Annotated in this window: 11 protein-coding genes; 10 read left to right on the top strand and 1 reads right to left on the bottom strand. The window is 60.0% G+C overall.

Features of this window, described 5'->3' with window-relative positions:
• Positions 1-328 precede the first annotated feature (328 nt).
• From pilW to gltS, 10 genes are all read left to right on the top strand, one after another.
• Positions 329-1,105, top strand: coding sequence for a type IV pilus biogenesis/stability protein PilW (pilW, locus tag AB1S50_RS01120; RefSeq protein ID WP_367148522.1), 777 nt, complete (start codon positions 329-331; stop codon positions 1,103-1,105).
• Positions 1,095-2,084 (top strand): RodZ domain-containing protein, encoded by a 990-nt coding sequence (locus AB1S50_RS01115; RefSeq protein WP_367148521.1) that lies wholly within the window; start codon positions 1,095-1,097, stop codon positions 2,082-2,084. The genes pilW and AB1S50_RS01115 overlap by 11 nt, the downstream gene beginning before the upstream one ends.
• 132 nt (positions 2,085-2,216) lie before the next feature.
• A complete protein-coding gene (gene ispG, locus AB1S50_RS01110) occupies positions 2,217-3,329 on the top strand; it encodes a flavodoxin-dependent (E)-4-hydroxy-3-methylbut-2-enyl-diphosphate synthase (protein WP_367148520.1) in 1,113 nt (370 codons plus the stop codon).
• 124 nt (positions 3,330-3,453) lie between these two features.
• Complete coding sequence (hisS, locus tag AB1S50_RS01105) at positions 3,454-4,716, top strand: histidine--tRNA ligase (RefSeq protein ID WP_367148519.1); 1,263 nt, start codon at positions 3,454-3,456, stop codon at positions 4,714-4,716.
• An 88-nt stretch (positions 4,717-4,804) separates the two neighbouring features.
• Positions 4,805-5,560 carry a YfgM family protein gene (locus AB1S50_RS01100; RefSeq protein WP_367148518.1) on the top strand — a complete coding sequence of 252 codons (756 nt, stop codon included), beginning with the start codon at positions 4,805-4,807 and terminating at the stop codon, positions 5,558-5,560.
• Positions 5,557-6,723: an outer membrane protein assembly factor BamB gene (gene bamB / locus AB1S50_RS01095; protein WP_367148517.1), complete on the top strand. Its 1,167-nt coding sequence runs from the start codon at positions 5,557-5,559 to the stop codon at positions 6,721-6,723. The genes AB1S50_RS01100 and bamB overlap by 4 nt, the downstream gene beginning before the upstream one ends.
• 158 nt (positions 6,724-6,881) lie before the next feature.
• Positions 6,882-8,276 (top strand): ribosome biogenesis GTPase Der, encoded by a 1,395-nt coding sequence (der, locus tag AB1S50_RS01090; protein WP_367148516.1) that lies wholly within the window; start codon positions 6,882-6,884, stop codon positions 8,274-8,276.
• Positions 8,277-8,348: 72 nt separating this feature from the next.
• Positions 8,349-9,812 (top strand): NAD-dependent succinate-semialdehyde dehydrogenase, encoded by a 1,464-nt coding sequence (locus AB1S50_RS01085; RefSeq protein ID WP_367148515.1) that lies wholly within the window; start codon positions 8,349-8,351, stop codon positions 9,810-9,812.
• Positions 9,813-9,836: 24 nt separating this feature from the next.
• Positions 9,837-10,523, top strand: coding sequence for a tRNA (N6-threonylcarbamoyladenosine(37)-N6)-methyltransferase TrmO (gene tsaA, locus AB1S50_RS01080; RefSeq protein ID WP_367148514.1), 687 nt, complete (start codon positions 9,837-9,839; stop codon positions 10,521-10,523).
• Between the two features lie 591 nt (positions 10,524-11,114).
• Complete coding sequence (gene gltS, locus AB1S50_RS01075; RefSeq protein ID WP_367148513.1) at positions 11,115-12,317, top strand: sodium/glutamate symporter; 1,203 nt, start codon at positions 11,115-11,117, stop codon at positions 12,315-12,317.
• A gap of 130 nt (positions 12,318-12,447) precedes the next feature.
• Here gltS and AB1S50_RS01070 read toward each other — a convergent pair whose 3' ends face one another.
• Positions 12,448-15,522: a chitinase C-terminal domain-containing protein gene (locus tag AB1S50_RS01070; RefSeq protein ID WP_367148512.1), complete on the bottom strand. Its 3,075-nt coding sequence runs from the start codon at positions 15,520-15,522 to the stop codon at positions 12,448-12,450.
• Positions 15,523-16,207: the final 685 nt, after the last annotated feature.

Here is a 16,207-nt window from a genome sequence, read left to right as displayed (position 1 = left end):
CAAGAGGAGCGCGGTTTGGTTGTTCCAAATGAGCGACGAGCAACGAAGAGTGGCGCCTTTTCCGGTACAACCCGAAGGGCTGCCCCTGGTTTCGCGCCCTGCGGTGTTAGAAATTGCTTATGTGGACCCACCACACTGCGCAATACCTGCCTTGCAGGCCACAAAACCTGAAGCAGCAGGGCTATCTCAGTTAGTGTGAACAGGCCCTAGTGTCGCCACCGCGAATGCCGAAAATGCGGGCATGCTGTGCCGCTATACAACAACACCAATCAAACAGAACAGGGACAGGCTGTTTGGTCGCCGGATTAATAATTAAGGTGATGCAGCAGTGTTAGCCAAGATCTGTCCCCCCGCCCTGATATTAGTATTGCTCAGTGCCTACCTGGGTGGCTGTGTGACCACCGGGTTGCCGGAGCGCGAAGTGGACCTGGACAAGGCCCTGAAAACCCATGTGCAGTTGGGTTTGCGCTATTTGCAAAGTGGCGATAACCGTGAAGTCGCCCGCTATCATTTCAACAAGGCCCTGGAGTTGGGCAAACGCAATCCCCAGGCGCACCACGGCCTGGCGCTGCTGTATCAGGCCGACGGCGAACTGGCGGTGGCCGAGTCCCATTTCAAGAAAGCCCTGCGCTACGACTCGCACTTTTCCATGGCGCGGACCAACTACGGGGTGTTTCTCTATCAGCAGGGGCGCTTTCGCGAAGCCCGCGAGCAGTTTCAGATAGCCTCTGAGGATCTCACCTACAACCGGCGCTCCTACGCACTGACCAATCTCGGTCGCGCGTCGCTGAGCCTCGGCGATGTGGTGGCGGCCGAATCGGCGTTTTCCCGCGCGCTGGGACTGGATCCGGATCTGCCCCAGGCGCTGCTGGAACTGGCAGAACTCAGGTTTGACAGCGGCAACTACCCCGAGGCCAAGAAGTTTCTGGACCGCTACAGTGCCCACCATCGCCAGGTGCCCCAGTCTCTGTGGTTGGGCGTGCGTATCGAAAAAATCTTCGGCAACAGGGACAAAGAGCGGAGTTACGCGCTGGCGTTGAAAAACCTCTATCCCTATTCTGCGGAGGCGCTGGAATACCAGAAGATGACCGCCAATGACGGATAAGATTGCAGATACAGAGCAAAGTCAGGCCGCCAGCGGCACCACACCCACGCTGGACAATTCCCCCGGCAGCCAGTTGCGCCGCGCGCGCGAGCAGGCGGGGATAAGCCTGCCGGAGCTGGCCCGCCGCCTGTGCATGACCTGTGACAAACTGGAGTGGCTAGAGCGGGATGAGTATGAGCTGTTGCCCGCGCCCATCTATGTGCGCGGCTATATCCGCAATGCCTCCAAGGAGCTAGGTATCGATCCCGGGCCGGTCTTGCAGGCCTACTCCGGTTATAGCGCCGCCGAGCAGCAGAGTCGTGCAATCGTCGAGCACGTGCGGCGCGGGCCGGTGGTGGAGACGCGCAAGAGCCACCTAACCTGGTTGCCGCTGCTATTGGTAGCGGGTGCCATTTACTGGTTTTACGGCCGCGATATGGCACCGGATGCCGGTTACGCTGTGGAGGCCGTCAGCGACCTGCAGGGGGAGTTCGGCGCCGCGCCGGCGGAACCCGGCCCATCGGCGACTCTCCCCCAACGCGACAGCCCTGAAGCCTCTACAGCGGTTGTGGCATCAACAGACAGACCCTTGGCGGAGCCGGATACTGGGACTGTGCCCGGCGGGCAGGCGCAGCCGCCGCTGCCGGACGAGCCGGAGAGTGCCGTTTTGCCGGTGACATCCACGTCCGCCGAAGACTTGCCGGCGCCGGCGTCCACAGAGGCGCGGTTAGCTCCGCCTGCCGGGGCGGAATCGGGGGAGGTCGGACCCCTGCAGTTGAGATTTGCCGAAGAGGCGTGGATAGAGGTCAGGGACGCCACCGGTGCCGTGCTGCTGGCCAAGTTGCAGGCCGCCGGTTCCCGCTTGAGCCTCCAGGGCACGCCGCCGTTCCAACTGATGCTGGGCAATGCCGCCGCCACCGAGGTGCGCTATCTCGGTGAGCTGATTGCCAGTGACCCCATCGGCGGCCGTCGTACCCGCCGGCTGACTGTAGGGGAGTAGCTGGTCCCCTGTCGCCTGGGCCCAGGCCGCCAGCCGCTGCCACCGGTGGCGGCGGCCATCGAATTTCATGCCGACAGGCCCTATAATTCCCCCCGCAAAAATCCAGTCCGTAAACCGCCGGGTGAAAAGCCTATGCAATTTGAGTCACCTATTGTCCGCCGCGTGTCGAGCCAGATAATGGTGGGCAAGGTGCCCGTTGGCGGCGGCGCCCCCATATCGGTGCAGAGCATGACCAACACAGATACCTGTGATGTGGCTGCCACTGTGGGACAGATTCAGCGCCTGGAACAGGCGGGAGCGGATATAGTGCGTGTATCCGTGCCGACCATGGATGCCGCTGAGGCCTTTGGTGCAATCAAGCGGCAGGTGGAAGTACCGCTGGTGGCGGATATCCACTTCGATTACCGTATCGCCCTGCGGGTGGCCGACCTGGGGGTCGACTGTCTGCGCATCAACCCCGGCAATATCGGCCGCGAGAGGCGGATCCGCGCTGTGGTGGACAAGGCCCGGGACCTGAATATCCCGATTAGGATCGGCGTCAATGCCGGGTCGCTGGAAAAGGATCTGCAGAAAAAATACCGTGAACCCACCCCGGATGCGCTGGTGGAGTCAGCCCTGCGGCATGTGGAGATTCTCAACAGCCTGGATTTCCACAATTTCAAAGTCAGCGTCAAGGCTTCGGATATCTTTATGGCCACGGCTGCCTACCGGGCTTTGGCCCAGCAGATAGAACAGCCGTTGCACCTGGGTATCACCGAGGCGGGCGGTCTGCGCTCCGGCACCGTCAAGTCGGCAATCGGCCTGGGGGCACTGTTGCTGGACGGCATCGGGGATACCCTGCGGGTGTCGCTGGCGGCGGATCCGGTGGAGGAAGTCAAGGTGGGCTGGGACTTGCTGAAGAGTCTGCGCCTGCGCACCAGGGGTATCAACTTCATCGCCTGCCCCAGTTGTTCGCGCCAGAATTTTGATGTGGTGCAAACGGTCAACCAGTTGGAGACGCGACTGGAGGACATAACCGCGCCCCTGGACGTGGCGGTGATCGGCTGCATCGTCAACGGTCCCGGCGAAGCCAGAGAGGCCGATATCGGTTTGGCCGGCGGCGCCCCCAGTCACGCTGTCTACGTCGACGGCCAGCCCAGCCGGAAATTTAACAACGATGACCTGGTGGACGATCTGGAGCGCCTGATCCGCGAAAAAGCCGCGGCCAAGGCCGAGCGGGAAGCGGACATTATCGCCAAGGCCTGAAGACACCGACCATTGGCCAGGCGCCGGTGGCATGGTACTCACTAACCCGGTAATCAAGGTTGCCGGGTTAATCGTTTGGCCCCGGCAACCGGATTTATTGCAACATAAGAATTGGGAAACACCGTTGAAACAGCTTCGCGCAATCCGCGGCATGAACGACCTGCTGCCAGACCAGTCACCGGTGTGGCAGTATGTGGAAACCACCCTCAGTGAACTCTTTGGCCGCTACGGCTACAGCGAAATCCGCACCCCTTATCTGGAGGCCACGCAGCTGTTCAGTCGCGCGGTGGGAGAGGCGACGGATATCGTTGAAAAGGAAATGTACACCTTCGATGACAAGAGCGGCGACAGTGTCACTCTGCGCCCGGAGGGTACTGCCGGCACAGTGCGTGCGGCGATCCAGAACAATCTGCTGAATCAACCCCAGCGACTCTGGTACTTTGGCCCCATGTTTCGCTACGAGCGCCCCCAGAAGGGCCGCTTGCGCCAGTTCCACCAGTTTGGCGTTGAAGTCTTCGGCATTGCGGGCCCGGATATCGATGCCGAAATTCTGGTCATGACCGCGCGCCTGTGGCGCCAACTGGGCATTGCTGACAACCTCAGGCTACAGATCAATTCACTCGGCGACAGCGCCAGTCGCGCAGCCTATCGCGCAGCGTTGGTAGACTACCTCAGCGAGCGTCGGGAGCAGCTGGACGAGGACAGCCAGCGGCGGCTGGAGCGCAATCCACTGCGAATCCTCGACAGCAAAAATGACCGGACCCAGGAACTGCTGCAAGCTGCCCCCTGTCTACTGGATTTTCTCGACCGGGAATCTGCGGCGCATTTTGCCGATCTGCGCCGGTTGCTGGACGCCGCCGGCGTCGAGTATGAGATCAACCCGCGCCTGGTGCGTGGTCTCGACTACTACGGCAAGACGGTATTCGAGTGGGTCACAAACTGCCTGGGCGCGCAGGGCACTGTCTGCGCCGGCGGCCGCTACGATGGCCTGGTGGAGCAGATGGGCGGCAAACCGGTTGCTGCAGTGGGCTTTGGCCTGGGTGTCGAGCGTCTGGTGCTGATGCTGGAAACCCTGCAGGCGCTGCCCGAATCCCTTCACCAGCAGGTAGACGCCTACCTTGTGGTCGCAGGTGAGGTACAATCAGCCGCCCTGGCGGCGGCGGAAAAGCTGCGCGATGAGCTGCCGTGGCTGCGTCTGCAGACCCATTGCGGTGGCGGCAGCCTGAAAAGCCAGATGAAGAAGGCCGACAAAAGCGGTGCTGACTATGCACTGATTATCGGCCAGGACGAGGCTGCGACGGGGCGGGTGACGGTGAAGGACTTACGCTCCGGCGAACCGCAGCAGACGCTGGCACTGGCGGAACTGCCGGCACTGCTACAGAGTTAGCGGGCCGCCAGACACTGCCGATAAGTATGAGCGGCTGCGGCCGCCTCATTTGCATGAATTTACAATTACCGGAAGGGCGATTTACCCAATGGCTGACCATCTTACCGAAGAAGAACAAATAGAAACGCTGAAGCGCTGGTGGGCGGAAAACGGCAGAGGCATTGTGACCGGCATAACGCTGGCGCTGGCCGGTTATTTCGGCTACCAGTGGTGGCAGAACTCCGAGCGCAGCTCGGCGGAAGGCGCCTCCAATTTATACCAGAGCTTTGTGGCGGCGGTGACTGCCAACGAGGGTCAGCCGGACGACAAGCAGATGACAACAGCCAGGAGTCTCGCGCAACAGCTGAAGGACGAGTACGGCAGCCGCATTTACGCCAGTCAGGCAGCCCTGCGTGTCGCGGCCCTGGCGGCGGCTGACAATGACCTGGAGGCTGCGACGGAGCAGTTGCAGTGGGTACTGGCCAACACTGGAGAGGATACCCTGAAATTACTCGCGACCCGCCGCCTGGCCGCGGTTGTGTCCGCACGGGGTCAGCCCGATGAGGCACTGGCAATGCTGGGTGGCGATATCCCCGATGCCTTTGCCGCACTCTATGCGGAAACCCGCGGTGATATTCTGTTGCAACAGGGCGATGAAGAGGCGGCCAGGCTGGCCTATGAGCAGGCGATCGACGAGCTGCTGCCGGAGCAGGCCGCCAGCGCCCAGCTGTTGCGCCTAAAGGCGGACAGTATCGCCGCTGCGCCGGAGGACGCCGCAGAGGAATCCCCAGCTGGGAACCTTGAGCCTGCAGAGGCTTCTGAAGAGGAGGCGGGTCAGCCGCAGCAGGAGAGTGACGAGCAATGAAATCCCTAACCCGCGCCATCTATGGCGCCGTCGCTTTGGCGATGGCCTTGGTAGTGGCCGCCTGTGCGTCGAACGAGGAAAAGGAAGACACGGACCCGGTGGAACTGGTTGATATCTCCGCGAGTGTCCAGCTGCGGGAAGTCTGGTCCGCCAATATCGGTGATATCGACAGCACACTCTACGCAATGCTGACGCCGGGCATCGGCAGCGGCATGATTGTCGCCACCAGTAGCGACGGCGATGTCACCGCCCTGGATCGCAACAGCGGCAAGCGCCGCTGGAGAACCGAACTGGATGTGCCCATCAGCGGCGGGGTTGGTGTCGGCCAGGGGCTGGCGGTGGTGTCGGACTACCGCGGACGGGTCATTGCGCTGAACCTGGACGACGGGTCCGAGCGCTGGTCCCACCAGGTTTCCGCCGAAGTGGTGTCCACCCCGGCGGTCGGTGCCGGTGTAGTGGTGGTGCAGACCGTGGATGGCAAACTGATCGGTCTCGACGGTGACAGCGGCAGTGAGCGCTGGAGCCACAGCACGGTATTGCCGGTATTGACGCTGCGCGGCACTGCGGCACCGGTGATTTCCGCCGGTATCGTATTTGCGGGTCTGGACAATGGCAAAGTAATCGCACTGGATGCCGCGGACGGCATAGCGCGCTGGGAACAGCGTGTGGCGATTCCACAGGGAGCGGCGGAGTTGGAGCGGGTGGTGGATATTGACGGCGCGCCAGTGGTGCGCGGTGATCTGGTATTTGCCGCCAGTTACCAGGGCCGTGTAGCGGCACTGTCCCGCGACGAGGGTCGCGGCCTGTGGGCGCGGGATGCCTCCACTTATCACAGCGTCGCGGTAGGGGGAGGCAATGTATACTTGAGCGATGCCGGCGGTAGCGTCTACGCCTACGACGTGGGTTCCGGACAGATCCAGTGGAACAACGGCGACCTGTTGCGCCGCGAATTGAGCGGCCCGGCCTATTTTGCCAACAGCGTGGTGGTGGGCGACCTGGAGGGATACCTGCATGTGCTGGATCCGGCCACCGGGGCCATTATCGGTCGGGAGCGCATAGACGGGGACCGGATACGCATTCCCATGCTGGTGGATGGGGACCTGTTGTTTGCCCTGTCCGACGGCGGTGAGCTGGCTGCCTTGCGCCTGGAGCGCATCCAGTAATACCCAGTAACGGGCGGCGGATTTTTGCAGTATCCGCGCCCACCGGTTTCAGCGCCCGCACCCCGCGGGCGTTGGCGTTTTAGCCGCGGGTCCGGGTTCTCCGCCGCGATAGAGAAAGTGGCGGCCCAAGTCGGCCATCGAGAGTACCAAACAATTCCATGTTGCCTGTAATAGCCCTGGTCGGACGCCCCAATGTGGGCAAATCCACCCTGTTCAACCGGCTCACCAAGAGTCGCGATGCGCTGGTGGCCAACTATGCCGGCCTCACCCGCGACCGCAAGTACGGTGAAGCGGAAATCGACGGCCGCAAGGTGATCCTCGTGGACACCGGCGGCATCAGTGGCGATGAGGAAGGCATAGATGCGGCCATGGCGGAGCAATCCCTGCAGGCCATTGAAGAGGCGGACCTGGTGCTGTTTCTGGTGGATTGTCGCGCTGGGTTGACGCCGGCGGATGAAATCATCGCCCGGCGTCTGCGCACTGGCTCCAAAACCACCCTGCTGGTGGCCAACAAAGTGGATGGCGTCAATCCCGATATCGCCCTGGCACCCTTTTACGAGCTGGGTATCGGCGACCTGTTTCCGATCACCGCCACCCACGGCCGGGGCGTGCGCACGCTGCTGGAGCGTGTGGTCGCGGATCTGCCTGCGGCAGAGGCGCCGGAGCAGGAAGAGCTGGCGACCGGGATCAAGATCGCCATCGTCGGGCGCCCCAATGTGGGCAAGTCCACGCTGGTAAACCGCCTCCTGGGTGAAGACCGGGTGGTGGTCTACGATCAGCCCGGCACCACGCGGGACAGCATCTACATCAATTATCAGCGGGACGAAAAGCCCTATACACTGATTGACACCGCGGGAATCCGCCGGCGCAAGAATATCAAGGAGTCGGTGGAAAAGTTCTCCATCGTCAAAACCCTGCAGGCAGTGGAAGACGCCAATGTGGTGGTGCTGGTGATCGACGCACGCGAGGGCCTGGTGGATCAGGACCTGCACCTGATGGGCAGCGTGATTCAGGCCGGGCGCGCGTTGGTGGTGGCGCTCAACAAGTGGGACGGCCTGGAGGCGGACCACCGGGAATTTGTCAGAGCGGAGCTGGAGCGGCGCCTGCGTTTTGTGGACTTTGCGGATGTGCACTTTATTTCCGCTCTGCACGGAACCGGCGTGGGGCATTTATACCAATCCATCGAGGCGGCCTACCGGGCGGCGACGGACAAACTGTCCACCAGCCACCTGACCCGTATCCTGCAGTGGGCGGTGAGCGAACATCAGCCGCCACTGGTCCGCGGCCACCGCATCAAGTTGCGCTACGCCCACGCAGGCGGCCAGAATCCCCCGGTGGTGGTGATTCACGGCAACCAAACGGACCAGGTACCGGCGCACTATGTGCGCTACCTTGAAAAAACCTTTCGCAACGCATTGGAGTTGCACGGAACACCGGTGAAAATTGAATTCCGCACAGGTGAAAACCCCTACGCCGGAAAGAAAAACAAACTGACGGATCGTCAGAAGGCGAAGAAGCGCCGCTTGATGAAATTTGTAAAAAAGAAAAAGTAAAGTCGTCGCCGGCTGGTATCGCGCCCGGCCGGTGCATAGGTCCCGGACAAGGCCAGACACGAGGAGAAAGTCATGTTGGAATTGAGTAAACCTGCACTGTTGCGCACACAGTCCTTTGTCAATGGGCAGTGGATCGACGCCGATTCCGGAGCCACACTGGATGTTGCCAATCCGGCCACCGGGGAGTTGGTGGCAACCATCGTGAGTTGTGGTGCTGCGGAAACCCGTCGCGCCATTGAAGCTGCGGATGTGGCCTGGCCCGCATGGCGCAATACTACTGTCAAAGAGCGGGCAAAAATCCTGCGCCGCTGGTATGACCTGATCATTGAAAACCTGGACGACCTGGCGAAGATCCTCACGGCGGAGCAGGGCAAGCCCCTGGCGGAGGCCAGGACCGAAATTATTTATGGCGCCAACTATATCGAATGGTTTTCCGAGGAGGCCAAGCGCGCTTACGGCGATGTGGTGGCACCGCCCTCCAACGACAAGCGTATTTTAGTGGTCAAACAGCCCGTCGGGGTTACCTGCTCGGTGACGCCGTGGAATTTCCCCAGCGCCATGATCGCCCGCAAGGTGGCACCGGCGCTGGCAGCCGGCTGTCCTTTTGTCAGCAAGCCCGCCTCGGAGACGCCGCTATCGGCGCTGGCACTGGCGGTACTGGCAGAAGAGGCCGGTATCCCCGCCGGTGTGTTCAACGTTGTAGCCGGCAGCAGTGCGCGCGAAATCGGCGAGGAGATGACTTCCAATCCGCTGGTGCGCAAGTTTACTTTTACCGGCTCCACTGCAGTGGGCAAGAAGTTACAGGCCCAGTGTGCCGAAACCATCAAGAAAACCTCCATGGAGCTGGGTGGCAATGCGCCCTTCATTGTCTTTGACGATGCCGACGTGGATGCGGCCGTCAAAGGTGCCATCATCTGCAAATACCGCAATGCCGGCCAGACCTGCGTGTGCGCCAACCGCATATTTGTGCAGGAAGGCGTATACGACGAATTCGCGCGCAAATTCAGTTTGGCGGTACAGGCGCTTACCCTGGGCAACGGCGCAGAGGCGGGTGTCGAAGTGGGGCCCATGATCAACGCCAAGGCGGTGAAGGACGTACAGGCGCTGGTGGAGGACGCGCTGGCCAAGGGTGCCAGGGCCCCGGTGATTGGTGGCCCCAGTGAGATGGGCGGCTGCTTCTATGCACCCGCGGTGCTCACCGGCGTCGACAATACAATGCGACTCTTCCGCGAGGAGATTTTCGGTCCGGTGGCGCCACTCTATAAATTCTCCACCGAGGAGGAGGTGATTCAGCTGGCCAACGATACCGAATACGGGCTGGCCTCCTATTTCTACTCCCGCGACATAGGGCGCATCTGGCGTGTCGGCGAAAAGCTGGAATACGGCATGGTAGGAGTCAACGAAGGTATCATCTCCAACGAGATGGCGCCCTTCGGTGGGGTAAAGGAATCCGGAATCGGTCGCGAGGGCTCCAAATACGGCCTCGATGATTATCTGGAGATCAAATATCTCTGCCTGGGGGGGATCGATCGCTAGCCGCATTGGCGACTGCCGCAGAGGATGAACCTCGAGCCCATTGCTCAAGTGCACTCCTGCTTCGGGGAGAAGTTCGGGGTGCCGCGCCAGTCGTTGCTGGCGGATGCCAGCCGGGCGGCCATAGAACTGCTGCCGCCACTGAACGTGAGCGACGCGGTGGCCGGGCTGGAGGCGCACTCCCATCTATGGGTTATCTTCCAGTTTCACCAGGCGGCCGGACAATGGTCGACAAAGGTGCGCCCACCGCGCCTCGGCGGTAACAGGAAGCTGGGGGTGCTGGCCACCCGCTCCCCCTTTCGCCCCAACAACATCGGCCTGTCAGTGGTGCGCCTGTTGCAAGTGCGAACCTCGCCGAAGGTGATGTTGATCGTCGGTGGTATCGATCTGGTGGACGGCACCCCGGTGCTGGATATCAAACCCTATATTCCCTATGCCGATGCGCTGGAGGGGGCGCACAGCGCTTTTGCGGACAGGGCGCCCGCAGTGGTCGATGTGGACATTCCTGCGGAAGTACGTGCAAAGGCTGCCGCCTATCGCGACGACTGGGGCACCGATCTGCCCCGGCTCATAGAACAGGTGCTGGCCCAAAATCCCAAGCCCGCCTACCAGCAACCGGAACCAGAGCGTATCTACGGTATGCGGTTATGCGGGTTTAATCTGCAGTGGCGCTATACGGACAGGGACACAGTGAAGGTGGTTTCCCTGCAGTAAAGACGGCGCTCAACCGGGTTTGAAAACTTCACTGTGTCGCGTTGGCTATAACTGGGTGTGATTCCATTCCCCAGTTTCGACGGGCAGGAAAGAGCGAGTTGATGCTTAGCGGCTCAACCTGACATATTCCAGTTTACAGGGGTCTGTCCCCTCTATTACCCTCAATTGAATCTCTTCCTGGCTGATATATACCGCGAGAAGCGTTAAATACCTGGCCTCAAATTACAGCTATTTGAAAAAGCGAGTGATGGAAAAAGCGCCAGATAAGATAGAAGTAAAAACCGCTTTATATTTGTTAGTTTTCCAGCATTGGTTTTTAGGCTGCAAAAGCTTCGCTTATTTTAAATCCAAGTGCAATGATCAGATATCGGGCTGCTACAATTGTCATGGAATGCGGGACTAGGCCTATGAGTGAATAAATACTCATTTTTACGGGAATTTTCTGCTTATACGATTACGTTCAAATTGAAAGCAGTGGTGGAAAGTTTCTCTTGTGCTCGCAATGAAGTCACCTCGAATCCAGCGGGAGAACATAGGTGGACTGGCAGTAGCGGTATTTTTTAATCTGACTTTTTGGAACTTCGACGGGCCATGACTTATGCAATGGACCCCAGGCAGACGCTGATCGTTTCGATTCTGGTCTTGTTCCTGGGTAAGTATTTAAATTCCAAAGCAGCCTTTCTGCGCCGTTACAATATTCCCGAGCCGGTGACCGGCGGAGTACTGGCGTCGCTCCTGATCAGTGTTCTTTATTTCACCGCCGACCGGACCCTTGTGTTCGACCTGCACGGGCGGGACACTTTCCTCACGGTTTTCTTTACCTGTATCGGCTTGTCTTCGCGCATCAGCAGTCTGCTTGCGGGTGGCAGAACCCTGTTCAAACTGCTGTTGCTGGCAGTGGGCATGTTGTTTCTGCAAAATTTGATCGGTGTCATTATTGCCAGGTTCAGCGGTCTGGAGCCGGCTGTCGGTATCCTGGGCGGCAGCATTTCCCTCAGTGGCGGCCATGGTACGGCAATTGCGTGGGCGCCTATCCTGAAGGAGCATTACGGTGTCGCCGGGGCCCTGGAAATCGGGGTCGCCTGCGCGACCTTTGGCCTGGTGCTCGGCGGTGTTATCGGCGGCCCTATCGCCAGATTCCTGATAGCCCGACACCAGTTGAGTTCCACCAGCGAAGAGTATCTCGCAGTGGGTATTCCCCAGGGGGACACGGATGAGCAGATCTCGGTGGATTCGGTGCTCAATGCGCTGCTGGTGATCTGTATCGCGCTGGGTATGGGGCTGCAGTTTCACGCACTGCTGGGACGCCTCGACATCAATATGCCGTTGTTTGTGAGCTGCCTGTTCGCGGGTATCCTGCTGACCAATACGGTTCCAGTGCTGTTCAAACAGCTCAACTGGCCCAGCGGCACGCCCATATTGGCGCTGATTTCCGATTTGAGTCTGGGCCTGTTTCTGGCCATGTCGCTGATGAGCCTGCAGTTGTGGACCATTCTGGATCTCGCCGGCCCCATAGTGATGCTGCTGGTGGGCCAGGTGCTGGCGATTACCCTTTACGTAGTGCTGGTGCTGTTTCCGGTTATGGGGCGTAGCTACGATGCGGCGGTGATGTCGTCCGGCTATGTGGGCCTGGGGCTGGGCGCAACGCCCACCGCCCTGGCCAATATGACGGCGGTCACGGCGCGACACGGCCCGGCGCCCCAGGCTTTCCTGGTGGTGCCGCTGGTGGGTGCTTTTTTTATCGATATTGCCAATGCGTTCGTGGTCAACCTGATGCTGGAGTTATTTGGCTGAAGGTATTTTGCGCGGAACCGCGGCAGCAATGGTGGATGCAAGGGGATCCGGAGAGCGTTGCGGCAGGTTGAAAGCAACCCCCGCAAAGCCTCGCGCGGGGGTTGACACAGGTTTACATTCGAAATGCCGGTCAGTCGATGGAGCAGATCAGAGTCCAGCTGCCGTCGGCGGTTCCCGGCACCGAGTTGGTCCACCAGTTGGCCTGGTATACGCTGCCGTCGTGGATGATCCGGTCACCGCCATTGGCGTGGTCGCCCGCCGGCCAAACCGGATAGGTGACCAGGCCGCTGGTATCTACACCCAGGTCGTCGCAGTTATCGCCGTTGCCACCGCCCCCCGGGCCGCTGTCCACGGAACCCAGCGGCAGTTCCGGATACTCAAACGCGAGGGCGTAACTGGAGCCGTTGATGGTGGCGGTATAGGCCTGTGGGCCCGACACCGGCAGATAGTAATTGAGCGTCATGTCCCAGGTCTGACCGGCGGCCAGGTTCAGCCACCCGGGCAAAGCAAAGCGCACCCGGTGAAATTCGTTTTCCAGCCCCCCCACATTGCCGCCGCCGGCATTGGCGCCATTCTCGATCACCGCCAGGCCGGCACCGCTCTGGTCGGAGATGAGATTGGAGGTAGAGGTGGGCATGTCGAACTCGAATACAGTACCGCCGGGTAGTGTTTCGCCGGTGTTGTTGGTGACGTAGAGCTTGGGGTTCAGCGGGTAGTTCTGATCGCCGACCTTGAAGCCGGTAACTTCCATGGCGATATCCAGCGCTTCGGCCGGCAGCGGGCGCTCGCTGCGCTGTTGGCGATAAGGCGCGGCCGTGCGGAATGTGTCATAGGCCAGGCTGGTCAGGGTGGAGCCCATGGTGTATTCGCCTTTGCCCGCATCCCAGTCGTAGTCCCCCGCCAGCTCCCAGAACATGATACCGCCCAGTCCCTGGTCGCTGACATACTGCACCTTGGCGGCCATGGACTGGTTATCTTCGGTGGACAGAAAAACCTTCTTGGTCTGGTTCCACAGCCAGGGTGACCGGGACACGCTGTCGTAGTTGCGCGCGTAAACCCCCACCAGAGCATCATCCGGATCCCCCGCCGGATCCAGGCCATAGGCGGAGAGGTAGGAACCCAGGATACCGTTTTCCAGATTCTTGGCGTGCCACATGGGGTTGGACCCGGCCCCCACCTCGCTGCCGTTTTCATCCAGGTCGTGCCACATATTGTCGATGCCAATGGCGCCGTAGCCGCACTTGGCCCAGCCGCCGGTGCCTACTGGGCACTGTGTCTGGTCCGGCAGTGGGGCAGTGCCGCCGAGACCCTGGTTGCCGCCGGTGACGCCCTGCCAGCCGCGGGTGTAGTAGGGAATGCCGATATTGATCCGGCCCGGGGGCAGGCTGCCGCGGAAGTACTTCACCGCCCAGTCGATATTGAGGTAACCGAGTCCGCCGTACTGGGACGTACTGTAGATGCCCGCCGCCGCCAGCTCCGGGTCGGCACCATTGTCGAACAGGGCTGAATTATGGCCCACATACTCATTCCAGGCGCCGTGGAGGTCATAGGTCATGACGTTGACGTAATCCAGGTAGCGGGTGATTTGCATGGTTTCCATACCGCGCAGGAGGTATCCGGACGAAGGCGAGGCGATAGTGAGCAGGTAGTGGGTGTTGTCCTGTGCCCCGGCGATGTCCAGCTTTTCCCGCAGCACCCGCATCAGCTCCACATAGGAATTCATCAGCGCGGCGCGGAGCGGATTGGCGACGCCGAAATCGAGCGGGTTGCCGGCATCGTTCATCGAGGTGGGATATTCGTAGTCTATGTCGACACCGTCGAAGCCGTAGCGGCGGATAAATGCCACGGCGGAATCGGCAAAAGTTTCGATGTCGGCGCGATTGATACTGCCGTCGCCATTAGTGGTCATGGTGTAAAAACCACCGTTGGCGACGCGATCACCGGACTCATTGAAGTAGCCGCCGGTCTCGGCCCAGCCGCCGACGGAGATCAGTGTCTTGACCTGTGGAAACTGCTTTTTGAACTTGCTCAGCAGATTGAAATGGCCCTGGTAGGAAAAGTCATCATCCATTTCCGCGCCGGGGATGGCGGGCCAGGTCATACCGGTGGCGGGGTTGTCCGGATCCGCGGTATTGCCCACCGACAGCCGGTTGTCGTCACCGATATGTGCGAAGGCGTAGTTGATATGGGTGACCTTGCTCCAGGGGATGTCCTTGACCAGATAGCTGGGCTGACCGTTGGCACCATTGCGCCAACTGGTGAAATAGCCGATCACCCGACGCGGGAGATCGGCTCCCATTTGCTCCCGGCCCTGGGCGGTATAAATGGCACAGTAGTTGGGTGCGGTGCCGCTGGTGGTAAACAGCCCGTCGGGTCGGCACGGGTGTTCCGATACCACCGGATCGTCATCCTCAACCGCGATGGAAATGCTGTCTTCCGCGGTCAGGCCATCGTTGTCGATAGCCCTGGCAGTCAGGGTGTGATTGCCGGCAGTGGCGGTCCAGCTGGCGGTGAAGGGTGCGTTGCTGTCGCTGCCGATAGTGCCGCCGTCCACAAAAAACTCCACCGTTGCAATGGTGCCATCCGCATCGCTTGCGGAGGCGCTGAGCTGCACAGCATCGCCTGTGGAGAAGGTGGCATTTGCACCGGGGCTATCCAGGCTGAGTTGCGGCGGCAGGGGGCTGCCGTCACCGACATTGACCTGAATTTCGCTCACCAGGGTCGCCTGGCCGGCGGTATCCACAATCCTTGCCCCCAGGGTCGGCGAGCCGGCTGCGGCGATCCAGGTAATGGAAAAAGGGGCGCTGCTGTCGGTTCCAATAGCGGCGCCGTCAATGAAAAACTCCACTGAGGCTACACCATTGTCGTCACTGGCATCGATGGAGATGATAACGCTGTCATTCTGGTTGAAAGAAGCTCCATTGGCAGGGCTGGCAAAATTCCCCTGGGGTGGGAGATCCTGGCTGCCGCCATCGCAGTTGCCCAGCAGTGTCCACTCCTGATACTGGCCGGAGTACTGTTCGGGATCCTGGTTTCGTGTCCACCAGTTGGCTTGATAGGCGTTGGCATTGTGCTGTACCTGGGCGCCGCCGGTATAGGCGGTCGCAGCGTCCCAGTTTGGCAGTGGCGCACGATCCACTCCGTAGGCAGAGGTGGCGGCGATCATGCCCGCCAGTAGCGCGCCGAGCGCAATCGGTTTGTTCATAGTTTTCACCTTGCAGTCGTTATTTTTATCGGTGTTTGGCGTAGCGGTACTTTATTCATCCGACAATGCAATAAGTTGCCGGGTAAATGCGGTACGAGGATGCGCCGCCGGGTGGAGACCGACGCAAGCCCTGGAAAAGCAGGCGACACCGCGTAATTGCCCGATTTTTAAAGGCGGCCATCCAATCGATGAGGGATCATCTATTGGATGCGGGGTTAAATACCGCCAGCGCAAAAATGACACCGTTGTCAAAATAGCAGCCCGCTGTTACACGAACAATCTGGCACTTTGAATGACGTGCCATAAGAGACTTTATCGCGTTGTATTAAGTGCCAACCTAAATATGTTGTGATCGGGTTCACAAAGTTTGAGAGGTTTGAGCGAAGCCATTCAGTAGGAAGTCCCAAGTCGGGTAACAATAGATCGGTAAGTCTCTCTTGGGATAAATATTCTATTTAGGTGCGAAACGCTTTTAATTTTTGAAAGTAATCCCCCGAACAATCCGCCATTCTGCATGACATGCCTTATAGAACTTTATTGCGTTGTATTGTGCGCCAAACTGAATTTAATATGATGGGGTTGGCAAAATTTTAGAGGTTTGCGCGAAGCTGTTTAGTAGATAGTCCCAGGTCAGGTAACACCAGTTCGATCAATGCCACCTGGGAGTAATATTTCACTTGGGCGC

The organism is Microbulbifer discodermiae, assembly GCF_040742695.1.
Taxonomy (GTDB): domain Bacteria; phylum Pseudomonadota; class Gammaproteobacteria; order Pseudomonadales; family Cellvibrionaceae; genus Microbulbifer.
This window is presented reverse-complemented; position numbering and strand designations above follow the sequence as displayed.

Bases quoted from the DNA above. Each gene is read 5' to 3' on its own strand.
- bamB (WP_367148517.1), top strand. From the start codon at position 5,557: ATGAAATCCCTAACCCGCGCCATCTATGGCGCCGTCGCTTTGGCGATG.
- AB1S50_RS01070 (WP_367148512.1), bottom strand. From the start codon at position 15,522: ATGAACAAACCGATTGCGCTCGGCGCGCTACTGGCGGGCATGATCGCC.
- AB1S50_RS01100 (WP_367148518.1), top strand. From the start codon at position 4,805: ATGGCTGACCATCTTACCGAAGAAGAACAAATAGAAACGCTGAAGCGC.
- AB1S50_RS01115 (WP_367148521.1), top strand. From the start codon at position 1,095: ATGACGGATAAGATTGCAGATACAGAGCAAAGTCAGGCCGCCAGCGGC.
- ispG (WP_367148520.1), top strand. From the start codon at position 2,217: ATGCAATTTGAGTCACCTATTGTCCGCCGCGTGTCGAGCCAGATAATG.
- der (WP_367148516.1), top strand. From the start codon at position 6,882: ATGTTGCCTGTAATAGCCCTGGTCGGACGCCCCAATGTGGGCAAATCC.
- gltS (WP_367148513.1), top strand. From the start codon at position 11,115: ATGACTTATGCAATGGACCCCAGGCAGACGCTGATCGTTTCGATTCTG.
- tsaA (WP_367148514.1), top strand. From the start codon at position 9,837: ATGAACCTCGAGCCCATTGCTCAAGTGCACTCCTGCTTCGGGGAGAAG.
- AB1S50_RS01085 (WP_367148515.1), top strand. From the start codon at position 8,349: ATGTTGGAATTGAGTAAACCTGCACTGTTGCGCACACAGTCCTTTGTC.